This window comes from Nocardia crassostreae (genome assembly GCF_001613405.1).
Classification (GTDB): Bacteria; Actinomycetota; Actinomycetes; order Mycobacteriales; family Mycobacteriaceae; genus Nocardia; species Nocardia crassostreae.
The window spans coordinates 356409-372080 of record NZ_BDCH01000012.1; the positions used below are offsets into that span (position 1 = coordinate 356409).

Annotated in this window: 14 protein-coding genes and 1 pseudogene; 8 read left to right on the top strand and 7 right to left on the bottom strand. The window is 69.7% G+C overall.

Annotation, left to right across the window (positions count from 1 at the left end; all coding sequences use genetic code 11):
- Window positions 1–115: 115 nt before the first annotated feature.
- The 3 genes from NC4_RS08460 to NC4_RS08470 form a co-directional block, all read right to left on the bottom strand.
- Window positions 116–904, bottom strand: coding sequence for an ABC transporter permease (locus tag NC4_RS08460; protein ID WP_067534672.1), 789 nt, complete (start codon window positions 902–904; stop codon window positions 116–118).
- Between the two features lie 16 nt (window positions 905–920).
- The gene (locus tag NC4_RS08465; protein ID WP_067534675.1) at window positions 921–1865 is read right to left on the bottom strand and encodes an ATP-binding cassette domain-containing protein; all 945 of its coding nucleotides are present in this window, start codon (window positions 1863–1865) and stop codon (window positions 921–923) included.
- Window positions 1866–1935: 70 nt separating this feature from the next.
- Window positions 1936–2652, bottom strand: coding sequence for a hypothetical protein (locus NC4_RS08470; RefSeq protein WP_067534678.1), 717 nt, complete (start codon window positions 2650–2652; stop codon window positions 1936–1938).
- 126 nt (window positions 2653–2778) lie between these two features.
- On the opposite strand from NC4_RS08470, the gene NC4_RS08475 reads away from it, so the two are divergent.
- Together NC4_RS08475 and NC4_RS08480 are read left to right on the top strand one after the other, a co-directional pair.
- On the top strand, window positions 2779–3615 hold the full coding sequence (locus NC4_RS08475; RefSeq protein WP_157554390.1) for a helix-turn-helix domain-containing protein: 837 nt from the start codon (window positions 2779–2781) through the stop codon (window positions 3613–3615).
- Between the two features lie 4 nt (window positions 3616–3619).
- Window positions 3620–4036: a VOC family protein gene (locus NC4_RS08480; protein WP_067534684.1), complete on the top strand. Its 417-nt coding sequence runs from the start codon at window positions 3620–3622 to the stop codon at window positions 4034–4036.
- A gap of 1 nt (window position 4037) precedes the next feature.
- Here the strand turns inward: NC4_RS08480 and NC4_RS08485 are convergent, their stop codons facing one another.
- Window positions 4038–5063 (bottom strand): glutathione S-transferase family protein, encoded by a 1026-nt coding sequence (locus tag NC4_RS08485; RefSeq protein WP_245721566.1) that lies wholly within the window; start codon window positions 5061–5063, stop codon window positions 4038–4040.
- A 41-nt stretch (window positions 5064–5104) separates the two neighbouring features.
- Between NC4_RS08485 and NC4_RS08490 the strand changes: the two genes are divergently transcribed.
- Window positions 5105–5710, top strand: a complete 606-nt coding sequence (locus NC4_RS08490; protein WP_067534690.1) for an enoyl-CoA hydratase/isomerase family protein — start codon at window positions 5105–5107, stop codon at window positions 5708–5710.
- Window positions 5711–5826: 116 nt separating this feature from the next.
- Window positions 5827–7040, top strand: a pseudogene (locus NC4_RS08495) (class I adenylate-forming enzyme family protein).
- Between the two features lie 9 nt (window positions 7041–7049).
- Here the strand turns inward: NC4_RS08495 and NC4_RS08500 are convergent.
- Window positions 7050–7784 (bottom strand): tyrosine-protein phosphatase, encoded by a 735-nt coding sequence (locus NC4_RS08500; protein WP_067534693.1) that lies wholly within the window; start codon window positions 7782–7784, stop codon window positions 7050–7052.
- A gap of 358 nt (window positions 7785–8142) precedes the next feature.
- On the opposite strand from NC4_RS08500, the gene NC4_RS08505 reads away from it, so the two are divergent.
- Both NC4_RS08505 and NC4_RS08510 read left to right on the top strand, forming a co-directional pair.
- Window positions 8143–8622, top strand: a complete 480-nt coding sequence (locus NC4_RS08505) for a TetR family transcriptional regulator (protein WP_245721567.1) — start codon at window positions 8143–8145, stop codon at window positions 8620–8622.
- Between the two features lie 97 nt (window positions 8623–8719).
- On the top strand, window positions 8720–9895 hold the full coding sequence (locus NC4_RS08510; protein ID WP_067534699.1) for an amino acid deaminase/aldolase: 1176 nt from the start codon (window positions 8720–8722) through the stop codon (window positions 9893–9895).
- Window positions 9896–9932: 37 nt separating this feature from the next.
- Here the strand turns inward: NC4_RS08510 and NC4_RS08515 are convergent, their stop codons facing one another.
- Complete coding sequence (locus tag NC4_RS08515; RefSeq protein WP_245721568.1) at window positions 9933–13175, bottom strand: DEAD/DEAH box helicase; 3243 nt, start codon at window positions 13173–13175, stop codon at window positions 9933–9935.
- Window positions 13176–13567: 392 nt separating this feature from the next.
- Between NC4_RS08515 and NC4_RS08520 the strand changes: the two genes are divergently transcribed.
- Together NC4_RS08520 and NC4_RS08525 are read left to right on the top strand one after the other, a co-directional pair.
- Window positions 13568–14290, top strand: a complete 723-nt coding sequence (locus NC4_RS08520; protein ID WP_067534705.1) for an alpha/beta hydrolase — start codon at window positions 13568–13570, stop codon at window positions 14288–14290.
- Between the two features lie 121 nt (window positions 14291–14411).
- Window positions 14412–14939, top strand: coding sequence for a gamma carbonic anhydrase family protein (locus tag NC4_RS08525; protein ID WP_067535977.1), 528 nt, complete (start codon window positions 14412–14414; stop codon window positions 14937–14939).
- On the opposite strand, the gene NC4_RS08530 is transcribed toward NC4_RS08525, so the two are convergent.
- Window positions 14923–15555 carry a phosphoribosyltransferase gene (locus NC4_RS08530; protein WP_067534708.1) on the bottom strand — a complete coding sequence of 211 codons (633 nt, stop codon included), beginning with the start codon at window positions 15553–15555 and terminating at the stop codon, window positions 14923–14925. The two genes, NC4_RS08525 and NC4_RS08530, sit on opposite strands and share 17 nt — an antisense overlap.
- Window positions 15556–15672: the final 117 nt, after the last annotated feature.

Below are 15672 nucleotides of genomic sequence, written 5' to 3' on the forward strand. Positions count from 1 at the left end.
TTCGCACTCATCAACAGCGGTAACGACCGCTATACCCCCGATTTGTTCCCACTCCCGCCAACCACTCGAGCACCCAGTGTGCCCCGGGCCACCGACAGGTGAATCGATCTCGCTGTCAGAGATCGCGGCGGGTGAAGAACCACCACGCCGCCGTCACCGCGGCGATGGTCCACAGCACCAGCACCACGATGGCGGCCGGGGTCGGGGCGATGAACACGCCGTCGTCGAACTCCCCGCCGCTGATGGTGCCTACGGTGGCCGAGATGGGCAGGATGGTCGCGGCGCCCGGCGTGCCCACGGCCCGCGCGGTCACCCACACCAGCGGCTCGAGCACGGCCGCGCCCAGTACGGCGGCAATGGCCTGCGCCGGGGAGCGCAGCAGCAGGCCCAGCGCCGCGCCGATCACCGACCAGCACACCGCGGCCAGCAGCGCACCGCCGAGAATGGCCAGGAAACCGGCGCCGATACCCAGCCGATCCCGCCCGAACAGCAGCATGGCGGCGCCGCCGAGCAGTTCGGTGAACAGCATGAGGCCCAGTGAGATCGTCGCCACCACACCGAGTTTCGAGCCGAGCAGCACATTCCGGTCCGGGGTGAACAGCGCTGCGGTGTCGATCGTCCGATACCGGTACTCGCTGCCCGCGGCAATGGCCCCGAAGATCGCCGTCAGTACCACCGAGCCGATGAGCGCCACCGCCACCGCCGTCGCGGACCAGCCGCCGCTGAAGATGAGTTCCCCGCCCTCCAGAGTGGATTCGAGGAACAGCCCCATGGCCGTGAACGCGAACAGGCCACCGCCGAGCACGATGGCGGCCAGCGTCCAGTTCAGCCGCAGCGAAACGACCTTGCGGACTTCGGAGTTCACCGCCCGCAGCACGGAATCCGGCACAGCGGTGAGGATCATCGGGAGACCTTTCGTGTCAACGCGGCATTCCGTAGGCGGTCGGTGACGGGTAGGCGGGGGCCGCCGGTCGGGTCAGGGAGGCCAGGACCTGGTCCGGATGAATGTGCTCGGCCATGACCTCGGTGAGCTGGACCCGCGCCGCCGCGGCGGCCGCCTCCACCTGCGACAGGGTGGCCTCGGCAATGGCGAGGCGGCCGTCGGGGCGCATGATGGCGTCGGTGAAGCCCTGTGCCGCAAGGGCGGTGGCCAGCGCGATGGGGCTGGAGGCCTTGACCAGGATGCGGTCCGGATGACTGCGGCGCAGCCGGGCCGGGCTGCCCTGGTAGGCGATTCGGCCCTGGTTCAGCACGATGAGCTCGTCGGCCACGGAGACGACGGCGGTGAGCGTGCGCGCCGTCAGCAGCACCGTGCCGCCGCGGCGCGCATGGGAGTGCAGGAATTCGTTGAGCCACCCGCCCTCCGCGGGATCCAGGCCCGCGGCCGGATCGTCGAGCAGCAGCAGCGGTGGATCGCCCAGCAGCGCGATGGCCAGCGCCAGCCGGGTGTGCGCACCGGCGGGCAGCGTCGACAGCCGTTGTCCGGCAACGGTATCGAGGCGCATCAGGGTCAGCAGCTCCGCCACCCGGGTGTCGGAGACCCCGGCGGCGGCCGCGAAGACGCGTAGCTGCCCGGTGACCGTGCGCGCCGGATGCAGCCCGCGCGGCGAGAGCACGGCGCCGACGGCCTGCCGCCCAGCGCGGACCCCGGAACCCGGCCCGCCCACACTCGCGGTGCCCGCGGTCGGCCGCAGCTGCCCCAGCAGCATGCGCAGCACCGTGGTCTTCCCCGATCCGGGCGGCCCCACGAGCGCGGCGATCCGGCCCGCGGGCACCACGAAACTCACCTCGTCGACCGCCGTGACGGTCCCGAACACCTTGCTGAGTCCGCCCGCGGCGAAGGTGAGCGGCCGTGGTCCGCTCATGCTGTGTCCTTTCGGGCATGAGCGGAGCGCTGCGTGGTTATGCTGCGCGGCCGCCTCCGCGCTTGACCACTCATGCCTGTAGTTTCCGGGGCGCGGCTTCCACGGCGGGCAGCGGATCGGCATCGATGACCAGGGGCTTGGGCCAGCTCGCGGGCGGCGCGCCGAAGGCCTTGCGCGCATTGTCGATGGTGTGACGGCCCATGGCCCGGTTGCCGAATCCGCCGATGGCCGCGCCGATTCCGGCCGGGATCACCTTGCCCAGCATGAGCGCGCTGCGCTTGGCCAGGAACTGGACCATGAATCGCTTGAGCAGCGAATCGTTCATGGAGCTGATGCCGGGAATCTTGTTGGCCAGCAGATTGCCCCAGTTCTTGGCGGAGTGGCCGACGCTCTTCTGCACGATCTCCATACCGCTCTCGCCGAGCACGACGGCCAGCACCAGCGCGCGGCGGCGTTCCTTGTCCTCGGGGGCGACCCCGTGCACCGCCGCCACCGCGAGGGTGAACACCGCGGAGGCCTCCAGGAAGAACGCGGTCTCGGCGCTCATGGCCGTGAGCGAGGCGACGGTCCCGACCCCGGGCACGGCCGCGGTCGCGCCCACGGCGGTGCCGCTGGCGGTCACCGTAGTGAGGTAGAGCTTCTCGAGCCGCTGCAGCACCTGCGCCGGAGTGTCATCGGGATGACTGCGCCGGGTCCGCTCGACGTACTTGGCGACGGCGGGCGCCTGCACCTGCGCGCCATTGTCGAGCAGCGAGACGACCGCCTTCTCGAGCCCGGACTTGAACATCGACTATCCCTTTATTCGCACGGTCCTCCGACCGAAACTCTATGGCACCGGGTCAACGAACCGCGAGACGTACCGGTTCCGTTTCGGCGAGGCGCGCGGTGCGGCGGGGGAGCATACGGTGAGTTCGTGGCCGGTGTGTCGGAGGGCGCGAGCGGGTTGCCCGACCCGCGTCTACGGGCGTATGTCCTCGGGTACGAGGGCTATCTGTTGCGCGGGTTCGATCCGGGGACCCACGTGGGGATGCCCGCGCGGGTGCTTACCTTGATCATCACCATCGACGAGCCGATCGAGGTGCCCGTCTCGTCGCATCCGGAGCAGGCGGGCGGCGCCTGGGAGATGCTGGCCAGCGGGTTGACCGTGCGGCCCGCGGTGATCGCGCACAACGGGTATCAGCACGGGATTCAGGTGGATCTGACGCCGCTGGGGTGCCGGGCGCTGTTCGGGGTGCCGACGGCGGCGCTGGGGTCCTGGATCGTGGACCTCGGGGAGGTGCTGGGACCGGCGGGGGAGTTGCGGGAGCGGCTGGCGGCCACGCCGACCTGGCCGGGGCGGTTCGCCGTGCTGGACGAGATTCTGTTGCGGCGCATTCATCCGGTGCCCTGGGATTCGGAGTTGTCGCATGCCTGGACGCTGCTGTCCGGCCCGGATCCGGCGGTGCGGGTGGCCGCGGTGGCCGATGAGATCGGCTGGAGCCGACGGCATCTCGGCAATCGGTTCAGCGCCGAATTCGGGGTGACGCCCAAGGACGCGGTGCGCATCGCGCGATTCGAGCGCTCGCATCGGTTGCTGCGGCGGCCCGATCCGCCGCCGCTGGCCGAGGTGGCGGCGCTGGCCGGGTACTACGACCAGGCGCATATGGCCCGCGAATGGCGGGAGCTGGCGGGCATGCCGCCCTCGGTGTGGCGCGAACGCGAGGTGTTCCCATTCGTCCAAGACCAACTACCCGCCGAGCAACCAGGCTAGGCGTATGACCGATTCGACAACCTCAGTACAGACCGCCATTGTGTGGCCGACCTTGAGTTACCGCGATGCCCGCGCCGCCATCCGATTCCTGGAGCAGGCCTTCGGGTTCGAGACCACCGCCTGCTACGGCGAGGGCGACAGAGTCGACCATGCCGAGCTGGCGTGGCCCGGGGGCGGGGCCCTCATGCTGGGCTCCGTACGCGAGGGCTCCGCCCTGAAGGATCTGCCGCCCGGCGTCGGCTCCGTCTATATCGTCGTCGACGATCCCGATGCCCTGTATGCCCGGGCGAAAGCCGCGGGCGCGACCGTGATTCGCGAGTTGACCGATCAAACCGATTACGAGTCACGCGATTTCGTGTGCCGCGACCCGGAGGGCGTCTACTGGAGCTTCGGCACCTACGCGGGCGAGCCGCGCCGGTAGCTCAGACCGGGGCGTGACAGGCGGGCACGCGTTCCGCCGCGACCGGCGGTGGCGTGGGAGTTCCGTCTCCGAAGGGATTGCCGCCCAAGGCTTCCCGTCCGTGCGGCGTGAGCCAGTTGGCCAGGTCTGGCCCCCTGGGCACGATCCGAGTGGGATTGATGTCGGTGTGCACGATGTAGTAGTGCTGCTTGATCTGGGTGAAATCGACCGTATCCCCGAATCCGGGGGTCTGGTACAGATCCCGCGTGTAATCCCACAGCACCGGTAGCTCGGTCAGTTTCTGCCGATTGCATTTGAAATGCCCGTGATAGACGGCGTCGAAGCGCACCAGGGTGGTGAACAGCCGCACATCGGCCTCGGTAATGGTGTCGCCCACCAGGTATCGCTGTCCGGCGAGGCGTTCGGACAGCCAGTCCAGCGCCGTGAAGAGCCGATCGTAGGCGGCCTCGTACGCCTGTTGATCACCCGCGAAGCCGCACCGGTACACGCCATTGTTGACCTCGGTGTACACCCGCCGATTCACCGTGTCGATCTCCTCGCGCAGATCCTTCGGATACAGCTGCGGCGCACCGGGCCGATGGAATTCGGTCCACTCGGTGGAGAAGTCGAGGGTCATCCGCGCATAGTCATTGGTGATCACCTGACCGGTCGGCACGTCCACAATGGCGGGCACGGTGATCCCGCGCGGATAGTCCGGATACCGCTCGAGGTACGCGTCCCGCAGAAAGTGGATCCCCAGCACCGGATCCACCTCGCCCGGATCCAGATCGAAGGTCCAGCTGCGCTTGTCGTGCGTCGGCCCGCACAGCCCCAGCGACAGCGCCGATTCCAGCCCGAGCAGCCGCCGCACGATGAGCGTCCGATTGGCCCACGGACAGGCCCGCGCCGCCACCAGCCGATACCGGCCCGGCTCGACCGGATACCCGTCGCGCCCGTCGGCGGTGATGCGGGTGGTGATGTAGTTCGTGTCCCGTTTGAACTCGCCCGGTTCGACGTAGGCCCCGAGTTCCGATGCGGAGGTGGTCACGTCACCCATAGTGGCAGACGCCATGTCGTAGATTCGGGCGCATGACTGACACGAAGCCCACCCGCCTGGGGTACATCACCACCGAAGGGGGCGCGCGGGCCGCGGTGCTGACCATCGACCATCCGCCGCTGAACCTCTTCGACAAGGCGCTGCCCTGCCCGGTGGTGTTCGCCGCGCACAGCCTCACCCTGACCGCCGCCTTCGAGATCGCGCTGGCCTGCGACATCATCCTGGCCGCGCCCAAGGCCAAGTTCGGTCTGGTGGAGACCGTGGTCGGCCTGACCCCGTCCATGGGCGGCCCGCAGCGGCTGGCCGAGCGCGCCGGGTCCGGCCGCGCCCGCGAATTCGTCATGACCGGCGATCTCTACGACGCCGCCACCCTGGCCGACTGGGGCGTGGTCAATGCCGTGCACGAGGATGTCGACACCGCGGCCCGCGCCCTGCTGGCCCGACTCGCCGACGGCCCGACACGCGCACACGCCGCGACCAAGGAGATCATCGGGGCCTGGCGTTCCGGCGGTGTGGCGCACGCGGATTCGGTGGCGCCGCAGGTCTCCGGGCAACTCTTCGGCACCGAGGACCTGCGCAATGCCGTCCAGAGTTTCCTGGAAGTCGGTCCGGGGAAAGCTACTTACACGGGGCGCTGACCCGTTTCGCCCCCGTAAGGACTCCACTACGTTTGCCGACAATCCGCCCACAGATGTGATGTGCATCATATAGTCACTCATGCCTGGCAGGGCTCGAGGGCACTCGGAGGGATTACATGTCGCAAATACTGGTGGAATACCCGAACACGCGAAATGCCCGGTGCGACAACCCTCTTGCGCGCGGTGCGGACGGCATCCTGCGATACGGCAACCTGACCCCTGCTCTCACCGAGCTACTCGATATCCAGGTGCACACCTTCTCCGCGCGGGAGGCGGTGGTCGAGATCGGCGGCCCCCGCCTCACCTACCGCGAGCTCTGGTACTCGGCCTCGCGGATCGCGGGCGGGTTGCAGGAGCACGGCATCGGCTACGGCGATCGCGTCGCGGTGCGCATGCCTTCCTGGGCGCGCTGCTCTCCGGCGCGGTCCCCGTGCTGGTGCACGACGGCCTGCCGGATGCGGTGGCGGACCGCGTGATCCGCGATGCCTGCGCCGACTACATTCTCGACGGCGGCGGCAGCGCGGCGGGCTACCGCGAGGCGCTGCCCGATGCGGCGGCCTTCATCGACGACGGCGCGTCGCTGAGCGAGCTGGCGCTGCTCTGCTACACCAGCCCGGGGCTGGAGGGCGGCCCGCGCGGGGTGGAGCTCACCAACGAGAACCTGCTCTCCGCCATCCGTTCGGTGGTCGGCGCGCTGGAACTGCCCACCGAGGGCCTGCGCAATCTGGTGCTGCTGCCGCTCGCGCACGCCAGCGGCTGCGTGGATCAACTGCTCCCGACCTTCGCCGTCGGCGGCACCGTGGTGCTGGCGCCCGATCGGGCGGCCGTTCCGGAAACCCTTGTGGCCGAGCGCATCGATATGGTGTCGGCCACCCCGCGCATCTTCGCCGGGCTGCTGCCGGACCTGGCGGGCCTGCGGGTCGAACGGGTCCGCCAGGTGTGCAGCGCCGGGCATCGCACCGAACTCGCCGCCGCCGATCCGAATACCGCCGAATCGGTGGCCGACACCCTGCGCGAGGTCTTCCCCGCCGCCCGGCAGTGGTCGGTCTGGGGCGCGACCGAGACCAGCGGCATCGGCTTGGCCCGCGATGACGGCGCCCCGGCCCGCGACATTCTCGGATTCGCCTTCGGCGGCACCGAATTGGCGCTGTGGGGTCCGGAGGCGGCCACCGGGCACGGCGAATTGCTCTGCCGCGGCCCGAATGTCACCCGCCGCTACTGGAACGATCCGCAGACCACCGAGTCCCGTTTCACCGGACCGTGGTTCCACACCGGCAATCAGGTCAGCATCGACCAGGACGGGCTGGTGCGCCGCGCCCTGGTCGACTGACGGCCGATTTCAGTCGAGCAGCCGGGCGCGCAGCGCCGCGCGGTCCTCGGGCGTGAGGCCGATCTCGGCGAGGTAGCCGTCGATGCCGCCGTACATATCGGTCATGGAGTCGGTGGCCGAGGCCAGGTATTCGGGCTTCACGCCGAGCAGGTCGTCGGAGAGCTCCTCGTTCATATCCGCGGTCATGTAGGCGCGCAGCGTGGGCACCGCGTCCTGGCTCAGCAGATAGTCGGCGTAGACGTCGTCCTCGGTGACATCGACCGCGCGCAGCAGCGTGGCCACGGCCCAGCCGGTGCGGTCCTTGCCCGCGGCGCAGTGCACCAGCGCGGTGCCGCCCAGCACCGAATCGGCCAGGGCCTTGATGGCGGCGTTCGCCTCCGGCATGGCCGGGAACTCCCGGTACACCTCGAGCATGTGGGCCGCGGCGGTGGAGTGCCGCCGCGCCTCGTGCGGCGGCGTCTCGCCTATGCGGACGTCGAAGGGCGTGACGTGCAGGCGCACCGATTCGGGCAGCGCGTCGTGGCCGATGAAGTCGATCTCGGCGTGGCCGCGCAGATCGTGCACATCGGTGACCCCGAGCGCGAGCAGGGTGGCGCGTCCGGCATCATCGAGCCTGCTCAACTGTGCGGACCGGAGTAGCGCGCCCGCACGGACCGTGGCGCCGCCGGTGGTGCGGGCGCCGCCCACATCGCGGAAATTGAAGGTGCCGGAGATGCGGAATTGGTCGGGGCGCGCAGCAGTCACCCGCTCAGGCTAGCGGTTGACCGGGCAAGCCTCCTTGCCTGTGGGTTGCCGCACATCCACTATCTTTACGTTGAACAATGTTCATAAAATACCAATCGGTCCCAATGTGGTTGCGACCAGGCGATCGAATAAATTCGACGATTCCCATTCGATCGCGGGCGCGTCCCAATTAGGTAACAAAACAATCTTGGGGTACGAAAACCCCTATCAAAGCTGGTCTCGAAGCCAGAAAACGACGTAGCATCGATACCTGTTGAACGGGTACGCCGAGGTCCTGCTCGGGGATCAGTGCTGATCAGACCCGTTGAGCGAGCCGCGCGGGCATGTGCGCGAGCTCTTTCGCCCTAGGGAGTCGTCGTTGAACGCAAGTGGAGAAATCGTCCAGGTCGGACTGCGTCCGGCCATGATCGAGGCCATCGAGAAAGCGGCCGCATCTCTCGACTTCACCGGCAATCGTGCGTTGCGAATCCTGCTGCACGCGGGTGTGAGCACGTTGTGGCCGATCTTGAAATCGGCTCCGGACAGGCAGATTCAAGCCTATGAAGCCACCCTGGTCGCGCTGCGCAGGCGGTGGGAGAACCAGACCATGTGCATCCCGGACCCGGAGGCGTCGGCGACCTTCCGCGGGCTCGATGCCGCGGTCACCGAATTCCTGCAGCTGTGCGCGCAGCGTTCGGGCACCCAGTGGCTGGAGCCTTGCGATGCCATTGCCGCCTATCTGGTGGCGGTGATCCAGGGCATGGTGCTGCGCTGGCTGGCCGATTGCGATGACGAGACATCGCTGGTGGTCCTGGACGATCTGGTGCAGTACTTGTCGACCAAGGCCGTGGATCTCTGAGGTAATCCGATACGTCTTTCCGTACCCCGTTCCCGGTTGTGGCACCGATCCGGGCGATTTGCTGGACGCATGACCAGTTTCGTGATCGAATGATCGGGTGACCGATCCGTCGCCGATTACCGGGCTGCACGCGGCCACAGCCGAACTCGACGCGCCGCTGGCCGCCGTCGACCTCGCCGCCCTGCGTGCGAATGCCGCCGATCTGGTGCGCCGCGCGCGCGGGGTGCCGATCCGGGTGGCCAGCAAATCCGTTCGCTGCCGCGCGGTCCTCGAAGAGGTGCTCGGCAGCGAGCTCACCGCCGCCGGGGGATTCGCGGGCATCATGGGTTACGCACTCCCCGAAGCCATCTGGCTGGTCCGCCAGGGCGCGCGCGATGTGCTGCTCGGCTATCCGACCGCCGACCGGGCCGCGCTGGCCGAACTCGCCGCCGATCCGGTGCTGCTGGACTCCATCACGCTCATGATCGACGACACCGCGCAACTGGATCTCATCCGCGCGGCGGTGGGTGAGCGGGTCGCGCCCCGGGTGTGTATCGATGTGGACGCCTCGCTGCGCATCGGGCCGCTGCACCTCGGCGTGCGGCGCTCGCCGATCCGGACGCCGGAACAGGCCGCGCGCCTGGCGGGGGCGGCCAAGCGGCGCGGGTTCCGCGTGGTCGGCGTCATGACCTACGAGGCGCAGATCGCCGGGCTTCCCGATACGAATCCCGCTGTGCGCCTGGTGAAGAAGGCGTCGGCCATGGAGATCCTGCGACGTCGGCGGCGGGTGCTGGACGCGGTCCGCGGCGAGGTCGGCGAGCTCGAGATCGTCAACAGCGGCGGGACCGGGTCCATCGAGGTGAGCATCTCCGATCCGGATGTCACCGAGGTGACATCCGGATCGGGGCTGTATCTGCCGACGCTTTTCGACGGCTACCGCAATCTGGCGCCGCGGCCGTCCATGTATTTCGCCCTGCCGGTGCTGCGCCGCCCGGCGGAAGGGATCGCCACCGTGTTCTCCGGCGGGTACATCGCCTCCGGTCCGGCTGGCGCCTCGCGGGTTCCGAAACCGGTGTGGCCCTTGGGTTTGGGGCTCATCGGCACCGAGGGCGCGGGTGAGGTGCAGACGCCGTTGACCGGCTCCAATGGGCTGACCATCGGCGACCGCGTCTGGTTCCGGCACGCCAAGGCCGGGGAGCTGTGCGAGCGGTTCACGCAGGTGCACCTGGTGGAGGCCGACGGGTCGCGCACGGCGGTGCCGACCTATCGCGGTGAAGGACAGTGCTTCGGCTGAGTTCGGTTCGGCTGAAAGTGCTTGGGCCGCTTCGCCGCTAGACTCGATCCAGCTGTAGTACCGCCGCCAGGTCGGAGACCTCCGCCGTGGTCGCGGGCAGGTATTCGGTGAGCAGCGGGGAGCGCACGATGACCGCGGCCCACATGGCGCGGGAGATGGCGCTGGTCAGCCAATGGCGTGAGAGCAGCGCGCCGATGCCGTGCGGGGCGTCCTCGGGGGCCGAGGTGGTCATGGAGACCAGGACCACGGCGGCCTCGCGGCCCTGGAAGTGGTCGGCGGTGCCGACCAGCACATCCTCGATTCTGGCCCGGGACAACAGGGTTCGGATGCGCGCCACCTGGGCGTGATAGGGGGCGACGACCAGGATGTCGTGCGGGTGTAGGCGGCGGGTGACCGCGCCGGTCTGCCAGGGCAGGCCGAGCAGGGTGCGGACCTGGCGCACGATCTCGCGGGCCTCCTCGGCGGATTCGGTGCTGTTGCCGTGATGTTCGACCGTCACGGTGCGCACGCCGGGCGGCATGCCGTCGAGTTCTCTTGCCAGGGTGACGGTTTCATTGGAGCGCAGGCGATTGTCGTAGCGCAGCCGGGAGACCGGGCCGCTCATGCGCGGATGCATGCGCCAGGTGCGGTCCAGGAAGTAGCCGAAGGCGGCGGGCAGGGTGCGATGCGCGCCGACCAGGCGGCCCAGCGCCGATTCGCCCACCGGCTCGGGATGCGCGCCCTGTCCGGCGGCGGGCGCGGGATCGCCCACCAGCAGCAGATTCCGGGCGCACACCGCGACCGCCACCGCCTCGGCCAGCGGGAATTTACCCGCGTCGGCAATGACCAGCAGGTCCAGGCCCGCGCGGGCGATGCGCTCGGCATCGGCGAAATCATTCGAAAGTCCGCCCACCACACAACCATTGACCGCATTGTCGAGAAAGCGCGAATACCGGGGCGCCTCGATGGGCAGCCATTCCGGGGCGACGGATTGCGCATCGGCCTTGGCCACGAGCTCGGGTAGCACGCCAACCTGCACCACCGCGTCGAGCATGTGCTCGACCACGGCGTGCGAGCGGGCGACCACGCCGACGCGCCACTTGTACCGGGTCACAAGCCTTTCCACCACGCGGGCGGTGGTGTCGGTCTTACCCGTGCCGGGCGGGCCCTGCACCGCGATATAGGAGTTCTCCAGATCGAGAATGGCGGCGGTGACGGCGGCGGCGTGATCGCCGAACACCTCCGGCAGCGTCTCACCGGAGCGCAGCCGCGGCGGGCGGCGGCAGAGCAGGTCGAAGACGGCGGTATCGGGGACCTGCGGCAGTGTCACCAGCAACTGGTGCGCGGTGTCGTCTAGGGCTTCGGCCAGGAATTCCTGGCGGCCCTGCGGGCAGGGCGCGATGGCGGCGGGCAGATCATCGTAGGGTTCGCAGCCGTCGGGCAGCAACTCCACGATCCGGACCACATCCTCGAAATTGGTGTCGAGGGAGCAGCCGAGCACGGTGGCGTGCGCCAGGGCGCGCTGTCCCGGCGCGGCGGTCATGCCCTGCACCGGCCGGTCGTACAGCGTGAGCACCCGCGTCCCCGGCGGTGGCGCATTGCCGGTGCCGAGTCGCCCGGTGAGCGTGAGATATCGGCGCATGGGCCGGTGACCGGTGCTGTGCCACTTGGTGTCCACCGCACCCCAGTCCGCGATCAGCACGCCCGGGGTGTCGGCCCACTCCTCGACCGGATGATCCAGCCGATCGTCGTGCGCCCAGCGCAGCGGACGGCCCTCGCGCCGGTGATATCCCAGCGCGGCCGCCATGAACGCCGCCGCCACCTGCGCCTCGCACCAGTGTCCCCGCTGCCCGGTCTCCGCGAACGCCCGCGGCGCCGCCTCGACTTCGTCCGGCCCGGTCTCCCAATAGTCGTAGGCCATCCGCCGCACCGGCCGCACCCGGTGCTCGGCGGCCAGCCGTAGCAGCCAATCCCGAAGTCGCACAACGGCCTCGGGTCCGCTTCCGGCCTCGGCCTGATTGGGCGGTAGTTGATGCAGATCGTAGGACCGCTCGCCGACCAGCAGCGCCGCCCGCACCACCGGATACAGATCCACCAGCGCGGGCAGCACCTCCGCGACCATGTCTTCACCGTCGGCGTGCCGCTCACCCAGTGCACTCAGCAGCGGCCGCAACCCCCCGCGATAGTGATGAATCCGCATCCCCGGAAACGCCCGCTGCCGCTGCGCCAGCAATTCCAGCAGCGCCCACCCGTCGTCCGCCTCCACCGCGCCCCCGGAATCCGATTGCGCCCCGGGCTCGTCCACCCGAATCCGGAACACCACGGGCGCATCCGCCGGATCGGCTGGATCGAGCGGAACCCCGCTCCGCCGCAACTCATCCCAGCCCGGATCGCTCCCGAACCCGCCGTCCGAACAGTCCTCGGCAGCGCCGATCCCGAGGCGACTGTCGCCCACATCGGGCGCATCGCCGACAGGCACGACCGACCCGAGTGCGGTTGCCACGACGGCTGATTCGAGCTCGGGAATGTCGTGGCCCGGCCCGTCGGCGGGCGCGGCATCGTGGGGGACAACGTCGTCGGTGCCGCGTTCGCCGGTGGCGGTCTGCTCGTGGAGGTCCGCTTCGTCCGGCGCGGTGGAGGGCGCGGCGGTGCGGCCGGTGGCGCTCGGGCTGTGGTCGCCGGGGTTGACGAGGCGGGGGGCGGTGGCGGCGCTGTCGAAGACGGAGCTGTGGGCGCGGATGCTGATGATGAGGTCGCCCGGGGTGGGGGTGGTGCGGGGGCCGGGGTCTGGACCGGGGATGCGGGTGCTGACGAAGAGGTCGCCCGGGGTGGGGGCGGCCAGGGCGGCCAGGGCGGCGGCCACGGTCAGCAGGGCGGTGACGGCGGTGCGCCGGGTGGCGACCGCGGCGGGCAGGTAGTCGTGCGCCTCGGGGGTGCTGTCGAGCAGCAGGAAATCACAGCGGGCGGCGAACTGCCCGTCCATCAGCACCGCGCCCGCGATCGCGTCGGCGCGCGCGTCCATGGCGGCGCGGGTCCGTTCGTGCGCGGTCGCCAGTGCCGCAGCGGTTTCCGTCGGATCCAGGCCTGGGGTCGGCTCCACGGCGCGCACCCGCACCACGCCCGTGCCGTACCTGTCGCGCAGATCGGCGAGCTTGTGTTCCACGGTCTGGTCGCGGGCAGGGGTCACCGCACCGGTCGCATGCGGCGCGACCGGCGTCACCAGTCCCAGTTCGGCGTCGAGCGCGCGCAAGAGCGCGAACTCACAACGCGCCGCCGACACCAGGTCTCCGGTGCTGCACACGACACGATCACCGAACAGAATCAATCGCGGCCCTCCTGTGCCTTTCCGCCGACACCCCGCACCCGGACACGCGTCCTTGCGTGTGCGCCGCACCCTCCGCGGCGGCCGCGTCGCGCATCGCACGACGACCGAGTCGCGCAACAGCGTAGCGACTGGCGCGGACGTGGTGTGCCGCCAGGTGGGCCGCGAGGTGCTCCCGCTCCCGCCCGCGCATCCGCACGTCAACCCTGGTTTTGCGGGCGGTGTTGGGAGACAACACGACTCGTGTTCACATTAGCGCGGCGCGGGCGTCGCGCGCCCGGTCCAGCGCGTGAAACCCCATCGGCCATTTCGGCGTGTCGCAGTTCCGGGAGCGGTGCGGACGGCGGTCCGGCGTTTGCGAGAATCGCCCGATGCCGTACTTCGATGGCCCCCGCGGGCAGCTGCACTTCCGCCGGTGGCCGGTCGAGCATCCGGCCGCGGTGATCGCACTGCTCCCCGGTATCGGACAGCACAGCGGCCACTACCACCGCTTCGCCCGCGCCCTCGGCGCCGCGCACATCGAACTGTGGACCCTGGACACCTCAGGCCACGGCCTCAGCGAAGGCGATCCCGAACACCCGGGCGCTTTGCCCGAATTGTCCGCTGACGCACACGCATTCCTCGACCTGATCCCCAGTACCTTCCCACTGTTCCTGATGGGCCACTCGCTCGGCGCGGCCACGGCCGTGCACGTCCTGGGGGACCCGGCTGTCGCACTCCCGTCCGGGCTCATCCTCTGTGGGACCCCGGAGGTGGTCCCGCGCGGCGGATCGCCGAAGTCCGCCCGCGCGGCTGCTCGCGCCCCGCGCCGCCCTGCCGCGCGGCTCCCGCTTGATTCCCGTGCTCCCGCCACCGCGACACCCGCTCCACCGCGCCGCGAACCCACACTGCCGGAATCAATTCCGGTCCTGGTCGTGCACGGCGTCGACGACCGCCGCGCCCCGATCGCCCCGATCCGCGAATGGGCCCACCGGATATCCGCCGACCTCCGCGAATACCCCGATGCCGGGCACGACTTGCTTCACGAGCCGGTCAACCCACAGGTCACCGCCGACATCACCGACTGGGTCCTGACCTGCGCCGCGCACACCTGACCCGGCCGGGCGCCGAACCGGTTCGGGATGGCGGGGGCTGCGGGTTGCGGGCGCGCCGGACGCTGCCGACCTGGCCGGTATTACGAACCATTAGGGACGGCAAGGGTTTAGCGTGGCGGGCGTGCCACTCTATGAATTCGAAGGTAAGCGGCCCGTCGTCGATCCCAGTGCCTTCATCGCGCCGACTGCCACGCTGATCGGCGACGTGCGGGTCGAGGCGGGGGCCTCGGTCTGGTACGGGGCGGTATTGCGTGCGGACTTGGCGCCGATCATTATTCGCGAGCGGGCGAATGTGCAGGACAATGCCGTGATCCATGTGCCGGAGGACGTTCCGGTGGAGATCGGTGCGGGGTCGACCATCGCGCACTCGGTCGTCTTCCATGGCGCGACGCTCGGGGCGGAATCCATTGTGGGCAATGGCAGCACGGTCCTCGATATGGCGAAGATCGGTAGCGGCACCATGATCGCGGCGCACTCGCTGGTGCCGCCGGGGGCGGTCATTCCGGACAATGTGCTGGCCGCCGGATCGCCCGCGCAGGTGAAGAAGGAGATCGCCGGTACCCCGGCCGAGATGTGGGTGAAGATCAATCCGGGGTACTACGCCGAGCTGGCGCAGCGACATCTGAAGGGGATCACCGAGATTCGCTGAGCAGGTCGACGACTTCCTCGTCGGTGAGCTGGTGGAAGTCGCGGTAGGCCCCGCCCACGCCGCCGAGGAAGCGCGGCACCAGCGGGCAGATCACTTCGTCGGCGAGGGCCCGAATGCGGTGCAGCGCTTCGGCGGAGGACACCGGCACCGCCACCACCACGCGCCGCGGCTCGTGCAGCCGGGCGATCTCGCAGGCGGCGGCGACGGTGGCGCCGGTGGCCATCCCGTCGTCCACGATCACCGCGATGCGGTCCTTCAACGGCAGCGCCGGGCTGGCCGCCCGCAGCACCTGCCGCCGCCGCTCCAATTCGATCCGCTCCAACCCCTCGATGGCCGCCACCTGCTCGGGCGTCACCCCGGTATGGCGCAGCACATCGTCATTGAGCACCCGCACCCCGTCCTCGCCGATGGCCCCCATGGCGAGTTCGGGTTGCCACGGCACCCCGAGCTTGCGCACCAGCAGCACATCCAGATCCCCGCCGATGGCGTCGCGCACCGCCGCGGCGACCGGAACCCCGCCGCGCGGCAGTCCCAGCACCAGCGGATCCGCCGCGCGCAGGTGCCTCAGCACCCCACCCAGCGCGCGCCCCGCGCCGCCCCGATCCTGGTAGATCATTGCAGTTCAGTGTAGTTGCCCACCCGCGCCCACCGGGCCGCGCGAAGTGAAACGACATCCACCGGGGACTGGTGGCGGGGGCTTCTCGCGCAATGCCGCCACCAGTTCCCGGTGATC

Excerpts from the sequence above, each read along its gene's own strand:
- NC4_RS08465 (WP_067534675.1), bottom strand. The coding sequence starts at position 1,865 with ATGAGCGGACCACGGCCGCTCACCTTCGCCGCGGGCGGACTCAGCAAG.
- NC4_RS08470 (WP_067534678.1), bottom strand. The coding sequence starts at position 2,652 with ATGTTCAAGTCCGGGCTCGAGAAGGCGGTCGTCTCGCTGCTCGACAAT.
- NC4_RS08530 (WP_067534708.1), bottom strand. The coding sequence starts at position 15,555 with ATGATCTACCAGGATCGGGGCGGCGCGGGGCGCGCGCTGGGTGGGGTG.
- NC4_RS08480 (WP_067534684.1), top strand. The coding sequence starts at position 3,620 with ATGACCGATTCGACAACCTCAGTACAGACCGCCATTGTGTGGCCGACC.
- NC4_RS08490 (WP_067534690.1), top strand. The coding sequence starts at position 5,105 with ATGACTGACACGAAGCCCACCCGCCTGGGGTACATCACCACCGAAGGG.
- NC4_RS08460 (WP_067534672.1), bottom strand. The coding sequence starts at position 904 with ATGATCCTCACCGCTGTGCCGGATTCCGTGCTGCGGGCGGTGAACTCC.
- NC4_RS08520 (WP_067534705.1), top strand. The coding sequence starts at position 13,568 with ATGCCGTACTTCGATGGCCCCCGCGGGCAGCTGCACTTCCGCCGGTGG.